22 protein-coding genes are annotated in these 18,710 nt (G+C 68.5%); 13 read left to right on the forward strand and 9 right to left on the reverse strand.

What is annotated here, in order from left to right; translation table 11 throughout:
- Positions 1-4: 4 nt before the first annotated feature.
- On the forward strand, positions 5-604 hold the full coding sequence (locus tag DCD74_RS09985; RefSeq protein WP_112927175.1) for an SCO family protein: 600 nt from the start codon (positions 5-7) through the stop codon (positions 602-604).
- Here the strand turns inward: DCD74_RS09985 and DCD74_RS09990 are convergent, their stop codons facing one another.
- The 4 genes from DCD74_RS09990 to DCD74_RS10005 all read right to left on the reverse strand — a co-directional run bounded on the left by DCD74_RS09990 (position 605) and on the right by DCD74_RS10005 (position 3,710).
- A complete protein-coding gene (locus DCD74_RS09990; protein WP_112927176.1) occupies positions 605-1,855 on the reverse strand; it encodes a TCR/Tet family MFS transporter in 1,251 nt (416 codons plus the stop codon).
- A 36-nt stretch (positions 1,856-1,891) separates the two neighbouring features.
- Positions 1,892-2,500, reverse strand: coding sequence for a DUF2239 family protein (locus tag DCD74_RS09995; protein WP_112927795.1), 609 nt, complete (start codon positions 2,498-2,500; stop codon positions 1,892-1,894).
- A gap of 41 nt (positions 2,501-2,541) precedes the next feature.
- On the reverse strand, positions 2,542-3,144 hold the full coding sequence (gene folE, locus DCD74_RS10000; protein WP_112927177.1) for a GTP cyclohydrolase I FolE: 603 nt from the start codon (positions 3,142-3,144) through the stop codon (positions 2,542-2,544).
- Between the two features lie 101 nt (positions 3,145-3,245).
- Positions 3,246-3,710, reverse strand: coding sequence for a hypothetical protein (locus DCD74_RS10005; protein ID WP_112927178.1), 465 nt, complete (start codon positions 3,708-3,710; stop codon positions 3,246-3,248).
- Between the two features lie 263 nt (positions 3,711-3,973).
- Between DCD74_RS10005 and DCD74_RS10010 the strand changes: the two genes are divergently transcribed.
- From DCD74_RS10010 to DCD74_RS10035, 6 genes are read left to right on the forward strand one after another with little or no spacing between them, the layout of a single operon-like run.
- Complete coding sequence (locus tag DCD74_RS10010) at positions 3,974-4,756, forward strand: ABC transporter ATP-binding protein (protein WP_112927179.1); 783 nt, start codon at positions 3,974-3,976, stop codon at positions 4,754-4,756.
- A complete protein-coding gene (locus DCD74_RS10015) occupies positions 4,753-5,505 on the forward strand; it encodes an MlaE family lipid ABC transporter permease subunit (protein WP_112927180.1) in 753 nt (250 codons plus the stop codon). The genes DCD74_RS10010 and DCD74_RS10015 overlap by 4 nt, the downstream gene beginning before the upstream one ends.
- 30 nt (positions 5,506-5,535) lie before the next feature.
- Positions 5,536-6,063, forward strand: a complete 528-nt coding sequence (mlaD, locus tag DCD74_RS10020) for an outer membrane lipid asymmetry maintenance protein MlaD (protein ID WP_112927181.1) — start codon at positions 5,536-5,538, stop codon at positions 6,061-6,063.
- On the forward strand, positions 6,060-6,722 hold the full coding sequence (locus tag DCD74_RS10025) for an MlaC/ttg2D family ABC transporter substrate-binding protein (protein ID WP_112927182.1): 663 nt from the start codon (positions 6,060-6,062) through the stop codon (positions 6,720-6,722). Before mlaD ends, DCD74_RS10025 begins: the two co-directional genes overlap by 4 nt.
- The gene (locus tag DCD74_RS10030; protein WP_112927183.1) at positions 6,709-7,008 is read left to right on the forward strand and encodes an STAS domain-containing protein; all 300 of its coding nucleotides are present in this window, start codon (positions 6,709-6,711) and stop codon (positions 7,006-7,008) included. The genes DCD74_RS10025 and DCD74_RS10030 overlap by 14 nt, the downstream gene beginning before the upstream one ends.
- 45 nt (positions 7,009-7,053) lie before the next feature.
- On the forward strand, positions 7,054-8,130 hold the full coding sequence (locus DCD74_RS10035; RefSeq protein ID WP_112927184.1) for an MlaA family lipoprotein: 1,077 nt from the start codon (positions 7,054-7,056) through the stop codon (positions 8,128-8,130).
- Positions 8,131-8,175: 45 nt separating this feature from the next.
- On the opposite strand, the gene rmuC is transcribed toward DCD74_RS10035, so the two are convergent.
- Genes rmuC through DCD74_RS10050 form a run of 3 tightly spaced genes read right to left on the reverse strand, consistent with a single transcriptional unit; the run spans position 8,176 to position 11,629 of the window.
- Positions 8,176-9,681: a DNA recombination protein RmuC gene (rmuC, locus tag DCD74_RS10040; RefSeq protein ID WP_112927185.1), complete on the reverse strand. Its 1,506-nt coding sequence runs from the start codon at positions 9,679-9,681 to the stop codon at positions 8,176-8,178.
- 50 nt (positions 9,682-9,731) lie between these two features.
- Entirely contained in the window at positions 9,732-10,442 is a 711-nt protein-coding gene (locus DCD74_RS10045; RefSeq protein WP_112927186.1) for a VIT1/CCC1 transporter family protein, read from the reverse strand.
- Positions 10,443-10,447: 5 nt separating this feature from the next.
- Positions 10,448-11,629 (reverse strand): class I SAM-dependent rRNA methyltransferase, encoded by a 1,182-nt coding sequence (locus tag DCD74_RS10050; RefSeq protein ID WP_112927187.1) that lies wholly within the window; start codon positions 11,627-11,629, stop codon positions 10,448-10,450.
- A 223-nt stretch (positions 11,630-11,852) separates the two neighbouring features.
- Between DCD74_RS10050 and DCD74_RS10055 the strand changes: the two genes are divergently transcribed.
- From DCD74_RS10055 to DCD74_RS10070, 4 genes are all read left to right on the forward strand, one after another.
- Positions 11,853-12,812, forward strand: coding sequence for a TerC family protein (locus tag DCD74_RS10055; protein WP_112927188.1), 960 nt, complete (start codon positions 11,853-11,855; stop codon positions 12,810-12,812).
- Between the two features lie 30 nt (positions 12,813-12,842).
- Positions 12,843-13,661 (forward strand): rhomboid family intramembrane serine protease, encoded by an 819-nt coding sequence (locus DCD74_RS10060; protein ID WP_112927189.1) that lies wholly within the window; start codon positions 12,843-12,845, stop codon positions 13,659-13,661.
- A gap of 84 nt (positions 13,662-13,745) precedes the next feature.
- Positions 13,746-14,768 carry a TIGR00266 family protein gene (locus DCD74_RS10065; protein ID WP_112927190.1) on the forward strand — a complete coding sequence of 341 codons (1,023 nt, stop codon included), beginning with the start codon at positions 13,746-13,748 and terminating at the stop codon, positions 14,766-14,768.
- A 64-nt stretch (positions 14,769-14,832) separates the two neighbouring features.
- On the forward strand, positions 14,833-15,846 hold the full coding sequence (locus DCD74_RS10070; RefSeq protein ID WP_237049591.1) for a patatin-like phospholipase family protein: 1,014 nt from the start codon (positions 14,833-14,835) through the stop codon (positions 15,844-15,846).
- A gap of 12 nt (positions 15,847-15,858) precedes the next feature.
- Here the strand turns inward: DCD74_RS10070 and DCD74_RS10075 are convergent, their stop codons facing one another.
- A complete protein-coding gene (locus tag DCD74_RS10075) occupies positions 15,859-16,494 on the reverse strand; it encodes a DUF2238 domain-containing protein (protein WP_112927191.1) in 636 nt (211 codons plus the stop codon).
- A 225-nt stretch (positions 16,495-16,719) separates the two neighbouring features.
- Here DCD74_RS10075 and DCD74_RS10080 point away from each other — a divergent pair, with 225 nt between their 5' ends.
- Together DCD74_RS10080 and phhA are read left to right on the forward strand one after the other, a co-directional pair.
- Entirely contained in the window at positions 16,720-17,058 is a 339-nt protein-coding gene (locus DCD74_RS10080) for a hypothetical protein (RefSeq protein ID WP_112927192.1), read from the forward strand.
- Positions 17,059-17,115: 57 nt separating this feature from the next.
- Positions 17,116-18,006, forward strand: a complete 891-nt coding sequence (phhA, locus tag DCD74_RS10085) for a phenylalanine 4-monooxygenase (RefSeq protein ID WP_112927193.1) — start codon at positions 17,116-17,118, stop codon at positions 18,004-18,006.
- On the opposite strand, the gene DCD74_RS10090 is transcribed toward phhA, so the two are convergent.
- Positions 18,003-18,683: a hypothetical protein gene (locus DCD74_RS10090; protein WP_112927194.1), complete on the reverse strand. Its 681-nt coding sequence runs from the start codon at positions 18,681-18,683 to the stop codon at positions 18,003-18,005. The genes phhA and DCD74_RS10090 overlap by 4 nt on opposite strands.
- Positions 18,684-18,710: the final 27 nt, after the last annotated feature.

Raw genomic sequence — 18,710 nt, forward strand, 5'->3', positions numbered from 1 at the left:
CCACATGAAACGTCCGCTTTCCCTCATCGCCATCACCTTGGCGATGCTGTTGCCGTTGGCCGCCGCCCAGGCGCGTGGCCCCGCCCCGGCCAGCGCCCCGCTGCCGGCGGATTCCATCTACCAGCTCGATGCGCGGATGACCGACCAGTCCGGCAAGGCGACCTCGCTCGCCGGCCGCCGTGGCCGGGTGCAGCTGGTGTCGATGTTCTATACCTCGTGCCGCTACATCTGCCCGCTGATCATCGACAGCGGCCTGGCCATCGAGAAGCAGCTGACCCCGGCGGAAAAGGCCCGGCTCGGCATCACCCTCATCAGCATGGACCCGAAGCGCGACGACCCGGCCGCGCTGACCCGCGTCGCCACCCGGCGCAAGCTCGACCTCACCCGCTGGGCGCTGCTGAGGCCGCAGGCCGGCGATGTCCGCGCGATCGCCGGCGTGCTCGGCATCCGCTACCGCGAACTGGCCGATGGCGAGTTCAACCACAGCTCGGTGATGGTGCTGCTCGACGCCCAGGGCCGCGAACTGGCCCGCACCGAGAAACTCGGCAGCGTGCCCGACCCGGTCTTCGCCGCCGCGGTGAAGAAGGCGCTCGCCGCGCGCTGATCAGGCCGATGTCGTCGCCGGCGCGGGATGCCGGCGGCGGTGCCAGACCGCCATCGCCAACGCCGCGCCGAGCAGGGCGGAGGCGATGTACCACGGCATGCCCGGCAGTTCGACCGGCGCCTTGTCGCCGATGAAGGTGGCGAAGGCGCTGGTGTAGAGCGTCGGCCCGAGGATGCCGGCCAGGCTGATCAGGCTGGCCATCGCGCCTTGGATGCGGCCCTGCACATCGGCCCCCACCTCGCGGGTGATCAGGGCCTGCGCGGCCGGCCCGGCCAGACCCCAGAGCGCCATCACCGGAATCGCCGCCAGGAACATCCAGCCCACCGGCGCCAGGCCGTAGGCGGCAAACCCGATCGTCCCGGCGACCAGACCCAGCACCAGCGTGTTGGCCTCGCCGAATTTCGGCACCACGCGCCGCACCAGCAGGCCCTGCACCAGCGCCGAGCAGACGCCGACGATCGCCAGCACCTGGCCGACCGCCATCGGGCCCCAGCCATAGCGGTAGTCGGCGTACAGCACGAACACGCTCGGATAGACGTAATGCGCCAGGTTGCTCAGCAGCACCACCGCCGCCAGCGCGAACAGCTGCGGGTATTGCGCGATCAGCTTCACCGAGCCGACGGGATGCGCCTGCCTCCACTCGAAACGCGCACTGCGGCGCTCCGGCGGGTGCGATTCCGGCAGCACGAACAGGCCGTACAGGAAGTTGCACAGCGCCAGCCCGGCGGCGGCCCAGAACGGCCAGCGCAGGTCGAAATGGCCCAACCAGCCGCCCATCATCGGGCCGACGATGAAGCCCAGCCCGAACGCCATGCCGACCATGCCGAAGGCGGCCGCGCGTTTTTCCGGCGCGGTGACATCGGCGATGTAGGCGTTGGCGGTGGTGAAGCTGGCCGAGGTGATCGCCGAGATCACCCGGCCCACGAATAGCCACATCAGCGTCGGCGCCAGCGCCATGAAGATGAAGTCCAGCCCCAGCCCGAGGCAGGACAGCAGGATCACCGGCCGTCGCCCGAAGCGGTCGGACAACGCGCCCTGGATCGGCGCGCTGAAGAACTGGATCGCCGCGAACACCGTGCCGAAGATGCCCACCCACCACGCCGCGGTGCGGGTGTCGCCGCCGACGAACTGCTCCACCAGGTGCGGCAGCACCGGGATGATCAGCCCGAACGCGAGGATGTCGATCAGGACGGTGACAAAGATGAAGACCAGCGCGGCGCGGCGGGCCGGCGGGGCGGTCGTCGGGGTCATGGGTTTATCCGTGGTGGGGTTTGGCGAAGACGCGGCTCAGGCCGGCCAGGCGTCGGCGGCGAGCATCGTCGCATGCTCGTGCAGGTCGTCGGGCCAGCCGGCGATCTCGGCATCGAAACGCATCGCGTCGCCGGCGAACAATGCGCGGGTGGCTTCCTCGAAACCCGGGCGGTCGCCGCCCATCGCCGACAGGAAGCGGTAGACCCGTTCCTGCGCGGCCCGGCGGCTGTCGCCTTCGCCATGGCTGCGGCGCGCGGCATCCACCAGCTTGCGCAGCGCCACCGAGGCGCCACCCGGCTGGGCATTGAGCCATTGCCAGTGGCGCGGCAGCAGGGTCACCTCACGCGCCACCACGCCCAGCTTCGGCCGGCCGCGACCGCGCTTGGCGGGTTCGGCATCGGGCCCGGCGGCGGGCACTTCGCCGCGGTTGAGCCGCTGCACGATGTCCGCCGCCCGCCCGCGTAGGTCCAGGTCGATCAGCCGCGCCTCGCGGTCATCGAAAATCAGCAATCGCGCATCGGGCTGGGCTTCCAGCGCACGCTGGGCACGCAGGGCGACATGGCGGAGCTCGCCGGCGGCCAACCGGTGGTCGTCGAGAAAGGCGGTGCAGCGGGTATCCGGGCGGTAGAGATCGGGCAGGTCCATGCCCGCCATTATTTATGCCCGGATTAAATTGTCAACCGGAATCAGCGCCGGCCTTCGATGAAGCTGAGGAATTCCTTGCGGGTCCGGGCGTCCTCGCGGAAGGCGCCGAGCATCGTCGAGGTCACCATGCTCACGCCGCGCTTGTGCACGCCGCGCGTGGTCATGCACTCGTGCGCGCCCTCGACCACCACCGCCACGCCGGCCGGCATCAACGCGCGCTGGATGCAGTTGGCGATCTGCGCGGTCATCTTTTCCTGCACCTGGAAGCGGCGCGCATAGGCCTCGACAACGCGCGCCAGCTTGCTGATGCCGACCACCCGGCCGTTCGGCAGGTAGCCGACGTGGACCTTGCCGATGATCGGCGCCATGTGATGCTCGCAGTGGCTTTCGTATTCGATGTCGCGCAGCACGATCATCTCGTCGTAGCCGCAGACTTCCTCGAAGGTGCGCGCCAGGTATTCGTCCGGGTCGATGGCATAGCCGCTGAACCAGTCACCATAGGCCTTGACCACGCGCTTGGGCGTGTCGAGCAGGCCTTCGCGCTCGGGGTTCTCGCCGGCCCAGCGCAGCAGAGTGCGGACGGCGGCTTCGGCATCGCTGCGCGCCACGCCGTTGCGGTTGTCAGTGTCGTCGATCTGGCTCATGCCGGCATGGTAGCGCGGGCGCCCCCGAAGCCGCTTCCACCCTCCAATAAGAAGGGCCACCCGAAGGTGGCCCCGACTCTGGCGTTTCTGGATGTCGCGGCTCAGCGGCCGTCGCCATCCGCATCGCCCGGCATCGCGCGTTCGATGTGGTGCCAGCCGTCGCGCACCGCCCCCTTGGCCTCGTTCCAGGCCAGGCGCGAATTCGCCTTGGTGGCATCCCAGTTGCGCTCCAGCGTGTCTTCGACATCCTCGAAGCGCTGGCCGCGGTACTGGCCGTAGGTGTCGTAGCCGTACTGGTAGGCCGGCTGGTAGTCCGACCATTCGCGGCCCGCCGAGTAATACGGCGCGCGCTGGTAGCTGGACTCGAAGTAGCTGTTGTATTCGGTCGGGTTCACCGCTTCGGCGATCGCATCGCCCGCCTTCGCGCCGCCCACCGCACCGGCGACCGCACCGACGACCGTGCCGATCGGGCCGGCCATCGAGCCCACCGCCGCACCGGCGATGGCGCCGCCGACAGCACCGGTCCCTGCACCAACGCTGTGGTCTTTCTTGACTTCATTGTTCATGGCTTGGATTCCTTGTTTCGAGTGGGGGTTACCGTCGCGCAGTGCGCTTCGATGCAGCCACGCTAGGCAGCCGGCGCAACCGGAGGCGTGAAAAACAGCGGTTTCCGCGGTGAATGCGCGAAGGCGTTCAGCGCACGCGTGGCTTTGATGACGCGAAGTGAGCGCGCCGCGACTGCCGCGTGACGGCCGTTGTGCGAGGTTTGCAAGCGGGCCGCCATTCAGGTGTCATGCCCCAGGCTAGCCGCCGGGGAAAACAGCCAGCCATGAAGAATCCAACGCCTCCCGCCGTGCATCTGGACGACGTGCGCCTCGCGCGCGGCGGCCGCATCGTGCTGGACGGGATCCAGCTGTCGGTGCCCAGCGGCAGCGTCACCGCGGTGCTCGGCCCCTCCGGCAGCGGCAAATCCACCTTGCTGTCGGCGCTCACCGGCGAGCTGGTGCCCGCGCAGGGCCGCGTCGAGATCTTCGGCGAGCCGGTGCCGCGCGACACCCGCGCCCTGCTTTCGATGCGCAAGCGCCTGGGCGTGCTGCTGCAGGGCAACGGCCTGCTGACCGACCTCACCGCGGCGGAGAACGTGGCGCTGCCGCTGCGCACGCATACCGACCTGCCGGATGAAGTCATCGCCGCGCTGGTGGAGATGAAGCTGCACGCGGTCGGCCTGCGCGCCGCCGCCGATCTCTATCCGCGCGAACTCTCCGGCGGCATGGCGCGTCGCGTCGCGCTGGCCCGCGCACTGGCGCTGGACCCGCCGCTGATGATCTACGACGAGCCGCTCACCGGGCTGGACCCGATCGCCTCCGGCGTGATCATGAGCCTGATTTCGCGCCTCAATAAAACGCTGGGCCTGACCAGCATCATCGTCACCCACCACGTCCACGAGACGCTGCCGGTCAGCGACCACGCGGTGGTGATCGCCAACGGCCGGATCGTCTTTGCCGGCACGCCGGACGAACTCCAGCGCAGCGACGATCCGCTGGTGCGGCAATTCCTCGATGGCGAGCCGGACGGCCCCATCGCCTTCGACAGCAAGCGGGCCGCCGCATGAAACCCCTGTCCGGATTCATCCGCGCCACCGGCCAGGCCGGGCTGTTCACGCTCTCGGTGCTGCGCGCCTCCAGGCCGACGCGCGACTTCCTGGCCGAACTGGTCCGCGAGATCTACAAGATCGGTGGCCGCTCGCTGCCGATCATCGCGGTCGGCGGCGCCTTCGTCGGCCTGTCGGTGATCCTGCTCGGCTACCGCGCGCTCGACACCTACGGCGCCAGCAACCAGGTCAGCGCGATGTTGGGCCTGGGCCTGTACCGCGAACTGGCGCCGGTGCTGACCGCGCTGCTGTTCATCGGCCGCGCCGGTTCATCGATCGCGGCGGAGCTCGGCCTGATGCGGGCCACCGACCAGATCACCGCGCTCGGCCTGATGGCCATCGACCCGGTGGCGAAGGTCGTCGCGCCGCGCTTCTGGGCGGCGGTGATCTGCGTGCCGCTCCTGACCGCGTTCTTCATCAGCTTCGCGATCCTCGCCAGCTGGTTCGAGGCGGTGCACGTCATCGGGCTGGACGGCGGCACTTTCTGGCAGGTGATGAAGGATGCGGTGGATTTCCGCGGCGACTTCCTCTCCGCCTTCGTCAAGGCCGGCGTGTTCGGCGCGATCTCGGCGCTGGTCGCGGCCTATGTCGGCTTCCATTCCGAACCCACCATCGAGGGCACCTCGGTGGCGACCACGCGCGCGGTGGTGAACGCCTCGCTGCTGGTGCTGATGTTCAACTTCGTGCTCTCGGCACTGATGTTCCGCTGAGCCCAACCGCATGCAATGCAAGGTGATCCCATGAGTATCCGTGGCCCCCGTCTCGAATTCGCCGTCGGCGCGTTCCTGCTGCTGGCGCTCGCCACCCTGCTGGTACTGGCGCTGGCCTCGACCAATGGCAAGTTCGCCATCGGTGGCGGCACCTATCCGCTGAAGGCGCGCTTCTCCAGCATCGGCCAGCTGCGCGCCAACGGGCCGGTGAAGATCGGCGGCGTGACCGTCGGCAATGTGGCCGACATTCAGCTGGACCCGGTTAAATACGACTCCATCGTCACCTTGGCCATCGACAAGAAGCTCAAGGACCTGCCGGCCGATACCACCGCCGGCGTGTTCACGAGCGGCCTGCTCGGCGAGGCCTACGTCGGCCTGCAGCCCGGCGGCGATCCGGAAGTGCTGAAGCCCGGCGACGAAATCGCCTTCACCCAGTCCGCGGTTGACCTGCTGCAGCTGGCCGGCAAATACATGTTCGGCGGTGGCGCGCCCAAGCCCGCGGATGACGCGGACAGCGCCACCGACACCCAAGAGACCCCCACGGAATCCACACCATGACCCGTTCCCTGCTGTCCCTCGCCATCGCCGCTTCCTTCGTGTTCGTTGCGCCCGTGCAGGCGCAGGCGCTGAAGAAGCCCGCGCCGGCCGCCGCCTCGCAGAGCATGGTGGGCTCGCCGAGCAAGCTGGTGCTCGACAACTCGACCCGCGTGCTGTCGACGCTTGAAAAGCGCCGCGCCGAATTCACCAAGAACCGCGGCGCGCTGCGTGCGTTCGTGAGCAGCGAATTCGACCAGATGTTCGACCGCGAATACGCGGCACGCCTGGTGCTGGGCCGCCATGCGCGCGGCGCCAGCGATGCCGACGTCAAGGTGTTTTCCGATGCGCTGGCCGACAACCTGATGGGCCGCTACGGCACCTCGCTGCTTGATTTCAACACCGCGCTGCGGGTGCGCATCAAGTCCGAGACCGCGCTGCCCGGCGGCCGTGGCGTGCGCGTGTCGAGTGAGCTGCTGCGCGCCGGTGGCGAGCCGATCCCGGTCGATTACCTGATGCGCAAGGTCGGCTCGACCTGGCAGGTGTTCGACGTGATGGTGGAAGGCGTCTCCTTCGTGCAGACGTTCCGCAACCAGTTCGATGCGCCGCTGGCGCAGAAGGGCATCCGCGCGGTGGCCGCCGAGCTGCAGACCGGCAAGATCCAGGCCGATGCCAAGCGCTGACGCCCTGGCCGCCACGGTGAGCCGGCGCGACGACGCGCTGGCCTTCGACGGGGTGCTGCTGCGCCCCGTCGTCGCATCCATGTGGCGGGCGGCGCTGCCCTTGCTGGCAGGGGCGCGACGCATCGACATCGACCAGGTAGCGCGCATCGACAGCGCCGGCCTGGCGATGCTGGCCGCGCTGGCCCGACGCGCCGGCATCGAGATCATCGAAGGCATGCCCGCGGGCTATGCCGAACTGCGTGCGGCCTACCGGCTGGATGCGTCACTGGGCTGCGCCGCGGGCTGATCGGGCGGATAATCCGCGCCCCGCATCCACACTCGCCATCCCCGCATGAATTCGCCGCACCGCCCCGCCACCCTGCTCGCCTTCGCGCTGCTGCTGTCCGCCTGCGCGGCACAGACCGTGCGCGCGCCGGATGCGCCTGCGGTGGTGGATGCCGGCTCGGTCGACACCATCGCCACGCCGAATGGGCATGCGCCCGAAGCCGATACCACGGCGACGACGGCAACCGTCGCCACGGTCGATGCCGAAGCGTCTTCTGACACGCCCGCTTCCGCCGATGGCGGCGATGCACAGGCCGCCACCGAGGCGACTGCCGCGGTCACGCCTCCGGTCACCGCCGCCGAAGACGATTTCAACGCGCTCTACGGCAACAGCGAGTACGACCCGGTCGCCGACCCCACGCTGCCGCCGGGCGTCAAGGTCGCGCCCAGCTATGACCCGTGGGAGCCGTACAACCGCCGCGTGCATGCGCTCAACAATTTCATCGACCGCTCGCTGGCCACGCCGGCCGCGCGCGTCTACATGAAGGTCGTGCCGAGGCCGCTGCGCCTGGGCGTCAGCAACTTCTTCAACAACCTCGGCCAGCCGGGCAGCGCGGTGAACGCGTTGCTGCAGGGCCGCCCAAAGGATTCGGCGATCGCGCTGCTGCGCTTCTCGGTGAACTTCACGATCGGCGTGGGCGGGGTGTTCGATCCCGCGACGCGGATGAACATCCCGTATCGCGACGAGGACTTCGGGCAGACGCTCGCAGTCTGGGGCTGGCGCCAGTCGCGTTACCTGGAACTGCCGCTGTTCGGACCACGCACCGTGCGCGATGTGTTCGGCATGGCCGGCGACGCACCGCTGTCGCCGCTCGGCCACGTCACCGACGCGCGCACTGTCACCGGTATCCGGGGCCTGCAGCTGCTCGACATCCGCAGCCGGCTGTTCTCCATCGACGCGATGCGCGAGGGCGCGGCCGACGAATACGCGCTCTACCGCGACGCCTGGCTGCAACGCCGCAACTACCAGATCATGAGCGACCTGCGCGAAGCCGAGGACAAGCAGGAAAACCTGCCGGACTATCTGCGCGAAGTGCCGGACAACCCGCGCATCCCGGCGGACGCGATCCCGATCAACCCGTGATGCACGACGCCGCCGCAAGGCGGCGTTTTCGTTGGCGGGCTGCGCTCAGGGCTCGCCGGTTTCGTCATCCACACCCAAGGCGGGCTGCGACGGCGCATCCGCCGCCGGCAGCGATTCCACGCCGCGCAGCTTGCGTTCGATGGCGCGGGTGCGCACGCCGGCCTTCTTGATGCTGTTCTGCACGGTGTCGAGCTGGCTGTGCGCCTTCTCCAGCACGGTGGCGAACTTGCCGAACTCGTCCTTGACCGCGCCGAGCGTCTGCCAGACCTCGCTGCTGCGCTTTTCGATGGCCAGCGTGCGGAAGCCCATCTGCAACGAATTGAGCAGGGCCAGCAGCGTGGTCGGCCCGACCAGGGTGATGCGCTGCTCGCGCTGCACGTTGTCGAACAGGCCGGGACGGCGGATCACCTCCGCGTACAGGCCCTCGGTCGGCAGGAACATCAGCGCGAAGTCGGTGGTGTGCGGCGGCGCGACGTATTTCTCGCGGATCTTCTTCGCCTCGTCGCGGATGCGGCGTTCCAGCGCGTTGCCGGCTTCGGTCATCGCCACCGCATCGGCGCGCTCCTGCGCATCGAGCAGGCGCTCGTAGTCCTCGTGCGGAAACTTGGCATCGATCGGCAGCCAGATCGCGCCGTCTTCGCCCGCACCCGGCAGCTTCACCGCATATTCCACCCGCTCGCCCGAGCCGGGCACGGTGGCGACGTTGCCGGCGTACTGCTCCAACGTCAGCACCTGCTCCAGCAACGCGCCGAGCTGCACTTCGCCGAAGGTGCCGCGCGTCTTGACGTTGGTCAGCACGCGCTTGAGATCGCCGACGCCGCTCGCCAGCTGCTGCATCTCGCCCAGCCCGCGCTGCACCGCCTCCAGCCGCTCGCTGACCAGCCGGAACGATTCACCGAGCCGCGTTTCCAGCGTCGACTGCAGCTTCTCGTCCACGGTCGCGCGCATCTGTTCGAGCTTCTGCGCGTTGTCGGCCTGCATCGCCTTGAGCTGCGCATCCACCTGCGCGCGCAGTTCGCCCATGGTCTGGATGTTGCGTTCGCCCAGCTCCTTCAGCCGCGCACCGAGCGTCTCGGCGAACAGGCGCTGCGCTTCCGCGCCTTCCACGCGCGCACGCCTTGCATCGTCGCCGATGGCGATGCGGAATTCGTCGAGGCGCTTGTCGGTGCGCTCGGTCAGTTCGTTGACGCGCTGGGTCAGCGCGGTGTTGTGGCGAAGCTGCAGTTCGCCGGATTCGCTGCGGGCCTGCCGCGTTTCTTCGGAGAGCGCCTCGCGGAACTGGCCGAAGCGCACGTCGTGGCGCTGGTCGGTATCGAGCAGGCGGGCGGCGAAGCTGTCCATCTGCGCCGATTGCGCGCGTGCCAGCGATTCCAGTGAATCGCGCAGTTCGCCGCGGCCGCTGCGCTGTTCCTCGCGCAGGGCGTCTTCCAGCCGGTCGCGCAGGGCGGCGAGCGCGGCCTCGGGCTTGCGCAGCAGCAGGATGAAAAGCAGCACGATGGCGACGAGCACCGCCACCAGCAGCGCAATCAGGAGCAAGGACGTATCAGGCATGCAACCAGTGTAGCGAGGCGGATCGCAGCGGTTGCGACACCCACCCGAGATCAGGCCAGCGTCGCCCCGAACAGCTTGCCGATCATCGCCGTCGCCGCCATCGCCAGCGCGCCCCAGACCAGCACGCGCGCCGCGCCCTTGGCCATCGAGGCGCCGCCCAGCCAGCCGGCCAGCGCACCGAGCCCGCCCAGTAGCACCAGCGTCATCATGCTGATCACCATGCCCGGCTTCGACCCATGCCACAGCCAGGCCAGCAGCAGCGGCGGCATCGCGCCCGCCGCGAAAGCGGCGGCCGACGACAACGCCGCCTGTACCGGGCGGGCGGTCAGGTGCGCGGAAATCCCGAGTTCGTCACGCAGGTGCGCACCAAGCGCATCGTGTTCGTGAAGCGCGACCGCGACCTGGTGCGCCAGGTCCTTCGACAGCCCGCGCTGCACATAGATATGCGTGAGTTCCTTGAGCTCGGCGTCCGGCATCTCCTCCAGCTCGCGCTTTTCCTTCGCCATGTCGGCGTTCTCGGTGTCGGCCTGCGAACTCACCGACACGTATTCGCCCGCCGCCATCGACAGCGCGCCGGCGACCAGCGCGGCCACGCCCGTCATCATCAACGCATGGTTGGATGCCGCGGCCGCCGCCACGCCGACCAGCAGCGAGCTGGTGGAGATCAGGCCATCGTTGGCGCCCAGCACCGCCGCGCGCAGCCAGCCGATGTGTTCGTTGCGATGGCGCTCGTGATGCGGCGTGGCGATGGTCTTGGCCATGGTCGTCAGTCCAGTACGCGGCAGAACACCGCCTTCAGGTAGCGCGACTCCTGCACCTGCGCCAGCCACGGGTGGTCGGGGCCGGCGCCGCTCACCTTCAACACCTGCACGGTGCGCCCGGCATAGAACGCGGCGCGACGCAGCATGTCGAGGAACTGCTCCTCGCTGACCAGGCCGGTGCAGGAGAACGTGGCGAACAGGCCGCCTGGCTTCACCACGCCGAGCGCCGCCTTGTTCATGTCGAGGTATTTCTTGAGCGCGGGAATCACCTGCTCGCGGTCGCGGGTCATCTTGGCCGGGTCGAGGATGACCACGTCGAAGCGCTCGCCATTGGCCTGCGCGTCGCGCAGCCACGGGAAGATGTCGGCCTGCACGAAACGCGGCATCGCGTCCTTCGACAGGCCGTTCAACTTGGCGTTGCCACGCGCAATGTCGAGCACGGCCGGGTCGATGTCGATGCCCACCACCTCGCTCGCGCCGCGCACCGCCGCGTACACGCCGAAGCCGCCGGTGTTGCAGCACAGGTCCAGCACCCGCTGGCCGGCGCACTGGTGCGACAGCCATTCGCGGTTCTCGCGCTGGTCGGCGAAGAAACCGGTCTTGTGTGCGCCAGCCGGATCGGCGCGGAACTTCACCCCGTGTTCGCTGATGACCGCCGGCTCGGTGCCCAGCGTGTCGCGGTAATCGAAGCTTTCCTGCTTCTGCACGTGTTCGTCGGCGAAGCTGTGGAAGCGGCAACCCGGGAACAGCTCGCGCAGCGCGTTGAAGATGATGTCGCGGTGGCGCCACGCGCCGGCGCTGAAGAAGCCGACCACCAGCAGGTCGTCGTAGCGGTCGATGACCAGGCCACTGATGCCGTCGCCCTCGCTGTGGAAGACGCGCCAGGCGTTGGAGACGTCATCCAGTTTCAGCACCTCGCGGCGCAGCGCGACGGCCGCGGCGATCTTGCGCGCGAACCAGCCGGCATCGACCGTCACCGCAGGATCGGTTTCGAGGATGCGCACCGCGATCCGCGAATGGCCGTTGTAGAAACCGGTGCCGATGAAGTCGCCGTCCACCCCGCGCACCTCCACCAGGCTGCCCGGCTTGGGCTTCTGCGCGGGCTTCTCCACCAGGCGCTGGAAAATCCACGGGTGCGTGGATTTCCACGCGTTCTTCAGGCGGACCACGGACAGGGCTTCGGACATTGGTTCTCGACGGTCTCTTCACGTTTGGTGGCTATTGTCGCCCAACGAAGGGGAGTAACTCCCGACACGTCGTCGTCACTACGGGCCCGAGGCCCCGGCGGCGTGGCAGGCACCCATGCCTGTGAGCCAGACCTTCGCCCCCGTGGGCGAGCGGTCCGCCGGATGACCGGCGCATGCCATCGCCCGTCCGCGCCCCGGCGCACCGACAGCGAATGAGGAATGCATGGAAACGATCGGAAGTCCCCTGTTGTGGGGTGTGTTCGGCGCCCTGGTGGTGGTGGCGCTGCTGGTGGACCTGGTGTTGATGCGACACGGCGGGCCACACAAGGTCACGTTCAAGGAAGCGGCATGGTGGAGCCTGGGCTGGGTGGCGCTGGCGATGGCGTTCAACCTGTGGCTGTGGTGGCATGCGGGACAGCTCCACGGCGCCGAGGCGGGACAGCGCATCGGCATGGAGTTCCTGACCGGCTATCTGGTGGAGAAATCCCTCGCCGTCGACAACATCTTCGTGTTCCTGATGATCTTCAGCTACTTCGCGGTGCCCGAAGTGGAACGGCAGCGCGTGCTGGTGATCGGCATCATCGCCGCCATCGTGCTGCGCGCGATCCTGATCTTCGCCGGCGCGCTGCTGCTGGCGAAATTCCACTGGATCCTCTACGTCTTCGGCGCGTTCCTGCTGCTGACCGGCTTCAAGATGATCAAGGCCGCTGGCAAGACGCCTGACCTAGCGCAGAACCCTGTATTGCGCTGGCTGACCGGCCACCTGCCGATGACGGGCGATTACCACGGCAGCGCGCTGTCGGTGGTGCGCGAAGGCAAGCGCTGGTACACGCCGCTGTTCGTCGTGATCGTGATGATCGGCATCACGGACGTGATATTCGCGGTGGATTCGATCCCGGCGATCTTCGCCATCACCGACGATCCGTTCATCGTGTTGACCTCGAACGTGTTCGCGGTACTGGGCCTGCGCGCGATGTTCTTCCTGCTGCAAGGCATGGCGGACCGCTTCCACCTGCTTCCGTACGGATTGGCGCTGGTCTTGATGTTCATCGGCACCAAGATGCTGCTCATCGACCTGTACAAGATCCCGGTCGGGGTCTCGCTGGGGGTCGTCGCGGCGATCCTGGCGGTGACCATCGTGCTCAGCCTGCGCCGCCCGGCCTCGCCCACAGGCGCAGGTTGAAGCGGGCGCCAACGGCACCATCTCCTGGGCATGGACCTGCCGCAGCACGACATCCCCGACACCCCGACCCAGCGCGCGCGGGACCGCAAGCGGTTGTTGCGCGCGTTCAACCTGAGCCTGGCCTCGGTGCTGGTGCTGTGCGGGGTGTTCTTCGCGCAGGCGGATTTCGATTTCCGCGCCTTCAGCGTGATGCCGCACGACCCCGCCGGGCTGGTCGGGCTGCTCACCGCGCCACTGCTGCACGGCAGCCTGACCCACCTGGCCATGAACGCCAGTGCGCTGCTGATGCTCGGCACGCTGGCCGGCAGCGTCTTCCCGCGCGCCACGCTGCGTGCGCTGCCGATCATCTGGCTCGGCTCCGGGCTGGGCGCGTGGTGGCTGGGCCATCCGGGCGAGCATCACCTAGGCGCCAGCGGCATCACCCACGGCCTCGGTTTCATGGTCTTCGTGCTCGGCCTGCTACGCCGCGACCGCGCGGCGATCGCCGCCGGGATGCTGGCATTCTTCTTCTTCGGCGGGATGTTGCTGTCGGTGTTGCCGCAGGAGCCGGGCGTGAGCTGGCAGTCGCATCTCGGCGGCGCTTTAGCCGGCGTGGTCGCGGCGTTGCTGTTCCGCCGCGCCGATCCGCTGCCGCCGCGTCGCCGCTACAGCTGGGAGATCGAGGAGGAAGAGGAAGCCCGGCGCCTCGCCGAAGCCGCCTCGCTCGAACCCGACCGCCCGGATGAGGTGCCGGTGATCTGGCATCGCGATGCGGCGCCTGAAGCGTCATCCGCCGATCCCGACAACGTGCTGCCGTTCCGCCGCCCGGAAAGCCGCAGCCGCGACATCGACATGACTTCCGGCGGGTGACGGGCACCACGGCCGGGCGCAAGCTGCATCCCGCTGTCATCCCCCGCGTGCAGGATGCGGGCACGCCCACACAAGGAGTCCGCCATGTCCCAGTGGTATTTCATCCAGCCCGGCCAGATTGAGCGCACCGGCCCGCTTGATACTGACCAGGCCTTCGTCCACGTCAAATCGCATCCCGATGCGCTGTGCTGGCGGCAGGGACTGTCCGGCTGGCAGCCGGCGCGGGCGATGCCCGAGTTTTCCGAAGCGGTGGAGACCGGCACGCCCGACGACATGCCGCCGATCCCGCCGCCGTCCGCCTCGCGCGGGATGGCCGATGACATCGATTACCGGATCGTCGGCAACGACATGCCGTTCGTGGAGATCGAGCTGGACCCGGGCGAAAGCGCGGTCGCCGAGGCCGGCGCGCTGATGTACAAGGACGCGGTGGTGCAGATGGACACCATCTTCGGCGACGGCAGCCAGAAGAGCGGCGGCGTGATGGACGCGATCTTTGCCGGCGCGCGCCGCGTGGTCACGGGCGAGAGTCTGTTCACCACCGTCTTCACCCACGCCGGCCAGGGCAAGGCCAAGGTCGCCTTCGCCGCGCCGTACCCGGGCACCGTGCTGCCGCTGCGCCTGTCGGAACACGGCGGCCGCATCATCTGCCAGAAGGACAGCTTCCTGGCCGGCGCGCGCGGCGTGAAGCTCGGCATCTTCTTCCAGAAACGCATCCTCACCGGCCTGTTCGGCGGCGAGGGATTCATCATGCAGCAGCTCGACGGCGACGGCTGGGTCTTCGTGCATGCGGGCGGCACGCTGGTGGAACGCGACCTGGCGGCGGGCGAGCGCGTCGATGTGGACACCGGCTGCGTGGTCGCCTTCCACCCCACGGTGACCATGGACATCCGCCCGGTCAGCGGCATCAAGAGCATGCTGTTCGGCGGCGAAGGCGTGTTCCTGGCCACGCTCACCGGCCCGGGCAAGGTGTGGATGCAGTCGCTGCCGTTCTCGCGCATGGCCGGCCGCATGCTGGCCGCGGCACCGAAGGCCGGCGGCAAGAACGTTGGCGAAGGCTCGGTACTGGGCGGGCTGGGTCGCATTCTGGATGGCGATAACGGCTTCTGAACGCAGCCCGGTTATGGCGATGTGGCGTGACCGACACGCGCGCCGCATCGCCGACAATGACGCGATGAATCTGAAGATGCCGCTTCGCCCCCTTGCCTGCGCCACGGCCGCACTGCTGCTCGCCGCCTGCGCCAGCACGCCGTCCGCGCCAGCCCCCAAGCCGTCCTTCCCCGCGCAGTTGCCGCCGCCGAAGATCGGGCTGGCGCTGGGCGGCGGCGCGGCCAAGGGCTTCGCCCACATCGGCGTGATCAAGATGCTGGAAGCCAACGGCATCCGCGTCGATGTGGTCTCCGGCACCAGCGCCGGCAGCGTGGTCGGCGCGCTGTATGCCAGCGGCATGACGCCCTACCAGCTGCAGACGCAGGCCTTCGCGCTGGACGAGTCGAAGATCCGCGACGTCAGCCTGTTTTCCGGCGGGCTGGTGAAGGGCCAGAAGCTGCAGGACTACGTCAACCAGCTGCTCGACAACCGGCCGATGCAGTCGTTCCCGAAGCCGTTCGCGGCGGTCGCCACGCAGCTCGATACCGGCAGGCGCACGGCCTTCGTGCGTGGCAATGCGGGCCAGGCGGTGCGGGCGTCGAGCAGCATTCCCGGCGTGTTCGAGCCGGTGCCGATCGGCAAGACGCGTTATGTCGATGGCGGCGTGGTCAGCCCGGTGCCGGTCGATGCGGCGCGTGAACTGGGCGCGGATTTCGTCATCGCCGTCGACATCTCCAGCAAGGCCGGCGGCAACAAGCCGGGCAGCATGGTCGGCATCGTCAACCAGTCGATCACGATCATGGGCCAGAAGCTCGGCGAGCTGGAACTCGCCCGCGCCGACGTGGTGCTGCGCCCGCGCGTGGGGCAGATCGGCGCCGCTGATTTCGAGCAGAAGAACGTCGCGATCCTCGAAGGCGAGAAGGCCGCGCAGGCCGCGATGCCGCAGATCAAGGCGAAGCTGGCCGCGCTGCAGCGTGCGCGTGCGGCTGCGTGGGCGAAGAAGAACGCACCGCTGCCGCGACCGAAATGCGAACCCGGCCTGCTCGACAAACTGGGCCGCTGGGTCGGGCGCGAAGGCAGCTGCGCCGCGACCGATTGATCGGCACGGCGATCAGCGCAGCCCGAGCTGGCGGTCGTGCAGGCGTGACAGCAGCAACAGCGAGACGATCGCGCCGACCAGGCACAGGCACATGTCCCATTGCGTGTCCCACTGGTCGCCCTGGGTGGCGAGGAAGGCGTCGGCATCGGCGCCGAAGGCCAGCGCCGCCCACCATTCGATCAGTTCGAAGAAGGCGCTGAAGCTCAGGCACGCCGCCAGCACCAGATAGACCAGCCAGCCGCCGCGCTTGAGCGGGGTGAGCCGCAGCAGCAGTTCGCGGGCGAGGATCGCCGGCACGAAACCCTGCATCAGGTGGCCGACGCGGTCCCACGGGTTGCGCGCGGTGCCCAGCACGTCCTGCAGCCAGAACCCGGCCGGCGTCTGCGCATAGGTATAGGCGCCGCCGTGGATCAGCACCAGCGCATGCGCGACCAGCAGCCAGCACAGCAGGCGGGTGAGCGGGAAGCGCTTCCACTTCCAGAGGATCAGCGGCAACGCGGCCATCACCCAGACGGTTTCCAGCAGCCAGGTGAGCCGGTCCTGCGTGATGGCGAACGACAGCGCCAGCGCGGCCAGCACGATGCCGATGCAGGCCCAGCCTTCGATGCGCGTCGGCGGGTGGACGGTGGTGATGTCCGGATCAACCATGCGCCGCAGTGTGAATCATCCATGAGCCCGGGCCGCGTGATTCACGCGACGGTTCCGGCCACGCATGAATCCTGTCGCCAACCTCGCACTCCGGCACGGAGCCCTCCCATGCTTGCGGTTGATGCCCCCGCCCTTCGGGCACCACCCCATCGTGCGCGGGCGAATGAGCCCCTCGCCGGCGCCCACGACGCCTCACCCTCCGCACCCCAAAGTAAGGATCCGCTGATGCGCCTTCATCATCTGTTCGCCGTTTCCGCCGCCGCTGCGCTGTCCGCCTGCGCGGTCACCCCGGCTTCCCCTGCCGATCCCGCCGGCACGCTGCGTTTCTCCGGCACCGTGCAGACCACGGACACCGGCTGCTATGTCGATGGTGTCTGCACCGCAACGGTGGATGGCACCGTGGTCACCACCATGAGCGGCGAGCGCCTGAACAACCCGGTCTGGGGCCAGCCCAACAGCCTGCCGGCGGTCGGCCAGAAGGTCGAAGTGTTCTGCGCGCGCACCGGCGCCAAGACCTGCACGCTCAAGGGCAGCGCGGATTATTTCCTGCGCGTGCTGCCGTAAACCGCGACATCCGCCGGCGTCGGGTGGGGGCCGCGCCGGCGTCGTAGAATCGGGCGCATGAACAGCACACCCCGCCGCGTCGAGAACGTCGTCACCGACAAGGGCAAGGTGCCGATGTATGCCACCGGCATCGTCGAGCAGCCCTGGGACGATTACAGCGAAGCCGACCACGATGTCTGGCGCCAGCTCTACGACCGCCAGCGCCAGTTGCTGATCGGCCGCGCCAGCGACGAATTCCTGGCCGCGCAGGACGCGATGGGCATGACGCCCGACCGCATCCCGAAATTCTCCGAGCTCAACACCGTGCTGAAGGCCGCCACCGGCTGGGAAATCATCGGCGTCGAGGGGCTGCTGCCGGAGCTGGATTTCTTCGACCACCTGGCCAACCGGCGTTTCCCGGTGACCTGGTGGATCCGTCGGCCCGACCAGATCGACTACATCGAGGAACCCGACCTCTTCCACGACCTGTTCGGCCACGTGCCGCTGCTGATGCTGCCGGTGTTCGCCGACTACATGGCCGCCTACGGGCGCGGCGGAGTCAAGGCGCACGGCATCGGGCCGGAGGCGCTGGTCAACCTGACCCGCCTTTACTGGTACACGGTGGAATTCGGGCTGATCCGGCAGAAGGACGGCCTGCGCATCTACGGCAGCGGCATCGTGTCGTCGAAAGGCGAATCGTTGCATTCGCTGGAATCAGCCACGCCCAATCGCATGGGTTTCGACCTCGAGCGGATCATGCGCACGCGCTACCGCATCGACAGCTACCAGAAGACCTATTTCGTCATCGACAGCTTCCAGCAGTTGATGGATGCCACGCTGCCCGACTTCACCCCGATCTACGCGCGCCTGTCCGAACAGGAGGCCGTGCCCGCCGGCACCGTGCTGGTGACCGACGAGGTGATCACCCGCGGCAGCGGCGAAGGCTGGCCGGACGACGCGGACGTCTAAGGCATCGCCGCCCGTCGCAATGGACGGGCGTAACGGCGGTCCAGCCAGAATCCGGCGGCCAGCGCGACCGCCAGCGGCGCGAACCACGGGAACAGGTTGACCAGCGCATCCGGTACCACCGCATGCGCCTGCAGCCAGCGCCAGGCGGGGCGCAGTCCGATGGAGAGGAAGGCGACGTGCGTGGCGACGCCCGCGCCCAGCATCGACTGGTAGTGCTGCACCACATGCCAGTTGGCCACGCGGGGGCCGCGCCGCGCGAAACGCAGCATGCTGTAGCCGAGCCATGGGCCGAGCAGCCCGAAGCCGATGAACAGCGCCTGCCGGGTGGCGATGCCCATGGCGACCACCGCGATGCCGAGCAGCAAGGGCAGGCCCATGTTGAGATGCCAGCCCGTGCGCCGGGTCATGGCCTGCCAGTCGCGCTTGTCGGTGACCGCGCGCCAGGCCAACCAGCAGGCATTGGCGGTGATGGCGATGAGGTAGGCGAGGAACAGCGCGATGCCCGGCTTGTGCCGGAACACCGCGAACTCGATGACCATCGGCACGCCGCTGGCGATGACGCCAGCCATCGCCCACAGGAACAGCCGCCCGATCGCGCGATGGCGCGGCGAGCCTTTCCGCATCAGCGCGGCCGACCAGAACGCGACCAGGGCGATGCTGCCCAGTGCGACATGCACGAAAACTATGATTGGATACCCGGGCAT

Origin of the sequence: Lysobacter oculi, from assembly GCF_003293695.1 — a bacterium.
Lineage (GTDB): Bacteria > Pseudomonadota > Gammaproteobacteria > Xanthomonadales > Xanthomonadaceae > Solilutibacter > Solilutibacter oculi.